This window comes from Megamonas sp. Calf98-2 (assembly GCF_900110235.1).
Lineage (GTDB): Bacteria > Bacillota > Negativicutes > Selenomonadales > Selenomonadaceae > Megamonas > Megamonas funiformis.
The window spans coordinates 1-7,306 of sequence record NZ_FOCY01000054.1 but is presented as its reverse complement, the minus strand read 5'-3'; the positions used below and the strand labels follow the sequence as shown (position 1 = coordinate 7,306).

The following is a 7,306-nucleotide window of genomic DNA, read 5'->3' as shown; positions in this document are numbered from 1 at the left end:
AAAAGTTAGTGAAAGTACTACCAAAAAAGGCATTAAAAACATTTACAACAGATAGAGGAAAAGAATTTGCATGTTACAAAGAAGTAGAAAAATTAAATATAAAAGTATATTTTGCAGATGCTTATGCAGCATGGCAAAGAGGTAGTAACGAAAATTCAAATGGGTTATTAAGAGAATATTATCCAAAGAAAACAGATTTAGGACAAATATCTAATGATGATTTAATAGAAAAATTAATACTATTAAATAGTAGACCAAGAAAATGTTTAAATTGGGATAATCCATTTAATTTATTTTTAAAAGAAGTGTCGCACTTGGATTGACAATTCATCAAATAAAATTAAATTTTGATAAAAAAAAGCCCCTATTAGGGGCTTTTTATATTATTGTACTCGTTTAAACATCTTTTCCAAATCGTAAGTACTAAATTTTATAATAGTTGGTCTGCCGTGTGGGCAAGTGTATGGTAAAGTTGTTTGAGCAAGTTCATTTAAGATTATCTTCATCTGTGTGATATTTAAGACATCGCCTGCTTTGATAGCTGCTTTGCAAGCTGTCATAGCTAAGCAAGAATGACGGATTTCTTGAGGAGTAGGTGTGTGCAACTGAGAAAGTGAAATTAAAATTTCGCGGAAAATATCTTCACTTTCTTGCGGTTTTATATCAGCGGGAACTTCTTTTAAACGGATTTGATTTTGTCCTGCTAATTCCACGTTAAAGCCTAAATCATATAAAATTTGTTGATTTTCTTCAATTAGAGTTAATTCACTATTATTTACATCTAAAAATAAATGCATCAATAATGGTTGAACAGGAATTCTCTCAGTTTGTTTAGCAAATTTATCATATAAAATGCGTTCATGTGCAGCATGTTGGTCAATGATATACATTCCTCCATTAGGGCCTTGAGCAACAATGAAGCAATCATCAATTTGTCCAATTGGAGTTAGGTTGACAGCTTCTTTTAATAGTTGAGTAGAATTTTGACAATCTGTTAAGTTTTCTTTAGATGAAATATTTATATCTGTTTGAGGATTTGTGGTAGTATCTGCTTGGTAATTTTGAACGGCGGTTTCTTTAACAGTATTGTTGTGGTAATTAGATAAATTAGGGTGAAGCGTTTCTCTTGCTTGGCGAAATTTATTTAAATCTGTTGTTGAAGGAGTTGTATTATTTTTTAATGATGATATATGGTTAATTGAATTTTGTTTAAATGAATTTGCAGAAGTAGATGGCATATTTTCTGATAAATCCATATTGATTTGTTCAGGCACTGTTTTTTCAATATGCAATGCTTTATCTGTTACCGGAATAGCAAAATCACTTAAAGCTTGATTATCACTAGGTTTTACAGCTTCTAAGACGGCATGGTATATAGTCTTGAATAATAAGGATTCATCTTCAAATTTTATTTCTGCTTTTTGAGGATGTACATTGATATCAATGGTTCGTTTATTGACTTCGATATTTAAAATAACAAATGGATATCCAGATTTTGGCAGTAATGAATGGTAAGCATTGTCGATTGCTTTGGAAATAATTCTACTATTGACCACGCGACCATTGATGACGAATGTTTGCCAAGAGCGAGAACTGCGGATAATAGCAGGTTTAGAAATGAAGCCTGTTACTTTGATATCGTCAGTTATCGCTTCGATGGGCAATAATTCTTCGCTGACTTTAGTACCATAGATACATTCAATAGCATCATATAGAGAGCCATTGCCTGGGGTAGTGATAGCTATTTTATTATTATTAATCAATTTAAAAGCAATATTAGGCTTAGATAAAGCTAATTTTATGATGAAATCATTTATTTTATTTGCTTCTGTGGTAGTGGTTTTGAGAAATTTTTTACGAGCAGGTACATTGAAAAATAAATCTTCTACTTTGATAGTAGTACCAATATTACAGCCCATATCTTCAATTTCATCAATGCGACCACCTGTTAATTTTATAGTAGTGCCTAAATCATCTTGAGGGCGACGTGTAATCAAATTAAATCTTGATACAGCAGCGATAGATGGCAAGGCTTCTCCACGGAAACCTAAAGTATCTATAGACATCAAGTCATCTACTTGTTTGATTTTACTAGTAGCATGACGCAAGATAGCTAATCTAGCATTTTGATTATCCATGCCATCGCCATTATCTGTAACTCGCATAAAAGATGTTCCACCAGCTAAGATTTCTACTTCGATTTTATCCGCATGAGCATCTATGGAATTTTCTACAAGTTCTTTAATTACAGAAGCTGGTCGCTCGACAACTTCACCAGCTGCTATTTTATCGACAGTGATATCATCTAAAATATGAATAGAGGTCATAATATCACTCCTCTTGTTTTGCCTGTTGTTGCAATTCGTATAATTTATTCATGGCGTCTAGTGGTGTCATACTCATTAAATCTAATTCTTTTAATTGAGTGCTTATGCTTACGCCGAATAAAGTTGGCATTTCTGCTACTTGCATGAATTTCAATTTTTTAGTTGGACTAGCAGTTAAAGTTGGTGTTTTTTCTTGATAATCAGCTATTTCAGTATCATCTTGATTATCTTGAAGATAATTTACTTCTTGGGAAGTGTCATTTGTGATAGCTGTATCTTGTTTTATTGTAGTATCTATATTGTTTTCGTCAGAAATTTCTTTAGAAATAATAGTTTTTTCTTTAGTCGGAGCTGTATTTTCTAAATCAATGAGAATTGTTTCCGCACGTTTGACGACTTCTTGAGGTAATCCAGCTAATTTAGCAACATGAATACCATATGATTTATCAGCACTACCGCGAATAATGCGACGTAAGAAGGTTACATCAGAGCCTTTTTCTTTTACGGCAATACAATAATTTTTTACATGAACATCATCTTCTAAGTCAGTTAGTTCATGGTAATGCGTAGCAAATAGAGTTTTAGCTCCAATATGGTCGCGTATATGTTCAATAACAGCACGAGCAATACTCATACCATCGTACGTACTTGTACCGCGTCCAATTTCATCTAAAATGACAAGACTTTTATTTGTAGCGTATTTTAGAATATGAGATACTTCATTCATTTCTACCATGAAAGTACTTTGTCCGCTGACTAAATCGTCGCTAGCACCTATACGTGTAAAAATTTTATCTACAGGGGAAATTGAAGCTTCACGAGCAGGTATGAAAGAGCCTACTTGTGTCATCAATGTGAGTAGAGCTGATTGTCGCATATATGTTGATTTACCAGCCATATTAGGGCCAGTGATAATCATGATTTCATTTTGAGCATTATCCAAATGAGTGTCATTTGGCACGAATAAATCTCGATTTAAAATGCGTTCAACAAGAGGATGTCTTCCATCTTTGATATGGATAGTGCCATCATCTAATAATTTTGGACGAATGTAATTATATTCATCACCTGCTTGAGCTAAGCTTACTAAAACGTCTAAAATAGCTATTTCATGAGCAGTATTTTGAATGGAACTTATTTTTGTTTTTAAAATATCGCGAAGCTCTGTAAAGAGATTATATTCTAATTGAACAATTTTTTCTTGTGCACCGAGAATTTTAGTTTCAAATTCTTTGAGTTCTGGTGTGATATAGCGTTCAGCATTGGCTAAAGTCTGTTTACGAATATAATTTTCAGGTACCATCTCTGTGGAGCTATGGCGGACTTCGATATAATAGCCAAATACTTTGTTATAACCGATTTTTAAAGATTTGATACCAGTTTTATTTTTTTCGTCTTCTTCCATTTGCTGTAAAAGACGTTTACTGTTTTTAGCGATATTGCGATATTCATCTAATTCTTGATTGTAACCATCTTTGATGAAGCCACCTTCACGGATAGAAAAGCTAGGGTCTTCAACAATTGCTTTATCGATTAAAACTACTAAATCATCATAAGTAGAAATCTTTTGATGAATGTTTGCTAATAATTTAGCAGTGGCTTTAGATAAGGATTTTTTTATGGCAGGCAATACATATAATGAAGATTTTAGGGCATTCATATCGCGGGCATTAGCTGTGCCGACTTCCATACGAGTCAATAATCTTTCAAAGTCATAGATTTCTTTTAATTGTTCACGAAGATTATTGCGCAAGGAAAAATTAGATACAAGATTAGCTACAGCATCTAAGCGGTCATTTATCTTTTTAGGGCTAAGTAATGGATATTCTAGCCATTTACGTAAAAGACGGCTACCCATAGCTGTTTTGGTGAAGTCTAAAACATCATATAATGTATCTTTTTTGCCACCATCGCGAAGATTGCGAGTTATTTCTAAGTTGCGCAAAGTGTAGGTATCAATAAATAGAGATTTTGAAGAGTCTAAATAAGTTAATTTATTCAGATGAGTTAAATCTGTTTTTACTGTTTCATGTAAATATTCAAGTAAAGTAGCGATTGCCTTATGAGCGATTTTATTATCTGGGCGATTATGCACATCAAAATGCTGGAGCATGAGGTCTTCGATTTGTGATGTGATTTCAGTCAATTCATTAACTAAGCAATTGTTTAAACGAAGAGATAAGAAATTTTTTAATTCACGTTCATAAGAAAAAGGCTTAATTAATAATAATTCTGGCATCATCAAGCGATAAAGTTCGTCAAATAATAATTGGCAACGGTCAGGACCATCATAAATACTATAGAAGCATTCGCCAGTGGAGATATCAGCACCAGCTAGATAAATAGCATGATTTTCTTCATAGATTAAAGCTATATAATTATTTTTACTGCTAGTTAAGGCAGATTCGTTCATCACTGTACCGGGAGTGATGATTTTGATGACTTCACGTTTTGTAAGTCCCTTTGCTTTAGGGTCGCCGATTTGTTCACAAATAGCTACTTTATAGCCTTTATTTACTAATTTATTAATATAAGATTCAGCAGCATGATAAGGCACTCCACACATAGGAATGCCATCACCTGCTGTACTTCTTTTAGTTAAAGTGAGTTCTAATTCTTTGGAAACGAGTATAGCATCGTCCAAAAACATTTCATAAAAGTCACCTAGACGAAAGAATAATATTTGGTCTGGGTGTGCATTTTTTACAGTTTGATACTGTTGCATCATTGGAGTGAGTTTCAAAATTTACGCCTCCAATTCACCTTTTAATACCCATGTCTGTGGATGTGTGATTTTTACTTTAACTAAATCGCCGATTTGTTCATCTTTATGATCCCAAAGTATAATTTTATTTGTACGAGTATGACCTGTATAGACATTAGGATCTGTTTTACTAGGCCCTTCAACCATAACTTCTACTGTTTTATTTAATAAAGATTGATTTATTTCTAAGCTGATTTCATTTTGAGCGTCCATTAATTTATGAAGACGTTCTTTTTTGAGTTCTTGAGGAACTTGATTTTCCATAGTAGCTGCTGGTGTACCAGAACGTTTGGAATACAAGAATGTATAAGCTGCGTCATAGCGAATTTCTTTTAAGAATTCAAGCATTTGAGCGAAATCTTCATCTGTTTCTCCAGGGAAACCTACGATTAAATCAGTAGTGAAACTAGCTTCAGGGAATTGATTGCGGATTTTAGCTACAAGTTCTTTATAATAAGCTGTAGTATAACCACGATTCATAGCTTTGAGCATTTTGTCAGTACCATATTGGACTGGTAGATGGAAATGTTCGCAGATATGTTTGCTATTTTTTATAGTTTCGATAACTTTATCTGTTAAATCACGAGGGTGAGAAGTCATATAGCGAATACGTTCAATGCCTTCGATTTTATCTACCATAGCAAGTAAATCGGCAAAGTCAGCATCATCTCTATCTTTTCCGTAGGAATTAACATTTTGACCGAGTAAAGTAACTTCTTTTACACCATTTTGAGCGAGTTTTGTTATTTCAGCAACGATTTCTTGCGGTGCACGACTGCGTTCACGACCGCGAACGTAAGGAACGATACAATAAGTACAGAAATTATTGCAACCATACATAATAGGAATGAAAGCAAATAAAGAATTATTTTCTGCTGGTTCTACATTTGGTGGCATATCATAATCACCAGCTAATTTGACAATATGACCACGAGAAGCAAAAATTTCTTCTAATACAGCAGGTAAATCATACATTTTATTTGTGCCGAGGACAAAATCTACATGAGAAGCTTTTTTGAAGATGGCATCACCATCTTTTTGTGCCATACAACCTGTGATACCTAAGATTAAATCTGGTTTTTGTTGTTTCAAATGTTTGATTTCGCCAATTTTGCCGTAAATTTTCTTTTCGGCACTTTCACGAACACAGCAAGTATTGATGATGATGATATCAGCGTCTTCTAATTTTTCAGCAGGTTTATAGCCCATGCGTTCTAATTGACCTGCGAAGCGTTCACCATCAGAAAAATTCATCTGACAGCCATAAGGTAAAATTTTATATAATAATTGTTTATGATTTAACAAAAGATACATCCTTTCTAAAAATAAATTGAATTGTAATTAAATAACTAAGATAAGAATAGCCACCAGCTAATTAATACTGGTGGCTATATCCACAATAAAATAATTATATCATTTTCTAAAATGGACTTCAATACTTAGTGATTTTGAAGACGGCAAGTATAATTTTGCAGATAAGATGTATTAGTATGATGAACTTTAACATAAATTTTTATTTTAGATTTTTGATGATTGAAAAAATGATTTTGGTTTTTGTTTTAAAATCTTGATTTTGTTATGAAAAATGAAATTTTAAATACAAATATATATTACAAAAAGAAAAAATATAGAGTATTTATTATATTAAGTGTATCATTGACAACATAAATAACTTTGGTATAATTATACGATAAAGATGTAAGATAAATGCAATTAATTAATAAAATTTAAAAGAGGAGTGGTCGATAGATGAAGAAAAATATGAAAAAAGATATTTTAGTTATGGGTTTTGCGATGTTTGCCATCTTTTTTGGTTCAGGTAATTTGATTTTTCCACCAATTATAGGTTTAGTATCAGGTGAACAAGTTGGCTGGGCAATTATTGGTTTAGCACTTACAGGAATTTTATTTCCTATGATGGCTTTAGCTTCTGTAGTTGACATACTCCCCATGCCTAAAGGCAGGGGATTCTTGGATACAAACGATACTTGCCTACTAAAATAGCAGGTCTTACTATATCTCTCCAAAGAAGGTTGATGTCCCAATCTTCCATATATTTATAGCAGCATTTCTATCTCTATCGTGGCTGGTTTTGCACTTTGCGCAAATCCACTCACGAACTGCCAAATTTTTAGTTTCAGGATTTTTTGTACCACAAACATGGCAAATTTGCGAACTTGGATAGTAGCTATCTATCTTTTGCACTATTGAGCCA

General features: G+C 32.9%; 6 protein-coding genes. 2 read left to right on the top strand and 4 right to left on the bottom strand.

From position 1 onward, the window contains the following. Nucleotides 1-323 (top strand): IS30 family transposase (locus BMX03_RS10810; protein ID WP_143052105.1); only part of this gene is annotated, 323 nt, incomplete at its 5' end. A 60-nt stretch (nt 324-383) separates the two neighbouring features. Here the strand turns inward: BMX03_RS10810 and mutL are convergent. Genes mutL through miaB form a run of 3 tightly spaced genes read right to left on the bottom strand, consistent with a single transcriptional unit; the run spans nt 384 to nt 6,405 of the window. After that, nucleotides 384-2,327, bottom strand: coding sequence for a DNA mismatch repair endonuclease MutL (mutL, locus tag BMX03_RS10805; RefSeq protein ID WP_091695372.1), 1,944 nt, complete (start codon nt 2,325-2,327; stop codon nt 384-386). Between the two features lie 4 nt (nt 2,328-2,331). Next, nucleotides 2,332-5,070, bottom strand: coding sequence for a DNA mismatch repair protein MutS (gene mutS, locus BMX03_RS10800; RefSeq protein WP_091695369.1), 2,739 nt, complete (start codon nt 5,068-5,070; stop codon nt 2,332-2,334). Nucleotides 5,071-5,073: 3 nt separating this feature from the next. Next, entirely contained in the window at nt 5,074-6,405 is a 1,332-nt protein-coding gene (gene miaB / locus BMX03_RS10795) for a tRNA (N6-isopentenyl adenosine(37)-C2)-methylthiotransferase MiaB (RefSeq protein ID WP_075555422.1), read from the bottom strand. 435 nt (nt 6,406-6,840) lie between these two features. Between miaB and BMX03_RS10790 the strand changes: the two genes are divergently transcribed. Next, nucleotides 6,841-7,095 carry a branched-chain amino acid transport system II carrier protein gene (locus tag BMX03_RS10790; RefSeq protein WP_075555423.1) on the top strand — a complete coding sequence of 85 codons (255 nt, stop codon included), beginning with the start codon at nt 6,841-6,843 and terminating at the stop codon, nt 7,093-7,095. A 9-nt stretch (nt 7,096-7,104) separates the two neighbouring features. Here BMX03_RS10790 and BMX03_RS10785 read toward each other — a convergent pair. Further along, the coding region (locus tag BMX03_RS10785; RefSeq protein WP_143052104.1) for a zinc ribbon domain-containing protein at nt 7,105-7,306 on the bottom strand (202 nt) is incomplete at its 5' end.

Excerpts from the sequence above, each read along its gene's own strand:
- mutL (WP_091695372.1), bottom strand. The coding sequence starts at position 2,327 with ATGACCTCTATTCATATTTTAGATGATATCACTGTCGATAAAATAGCA.
- miaB (WP_075555422.1), bottom strand. The coding sequence starts at position 6,405 with ATGTATCTTTTGTTAAATCATAAACAATTATTATATAAAATTTTACCT.
- BMX03_RS10790 (WP_075555423.1), top strand. The coding sequence starts at position 6,841 with ATGAAGAAAAATATGAAAAAAGATATTTTAGTTATGGGTTTTGCGATG.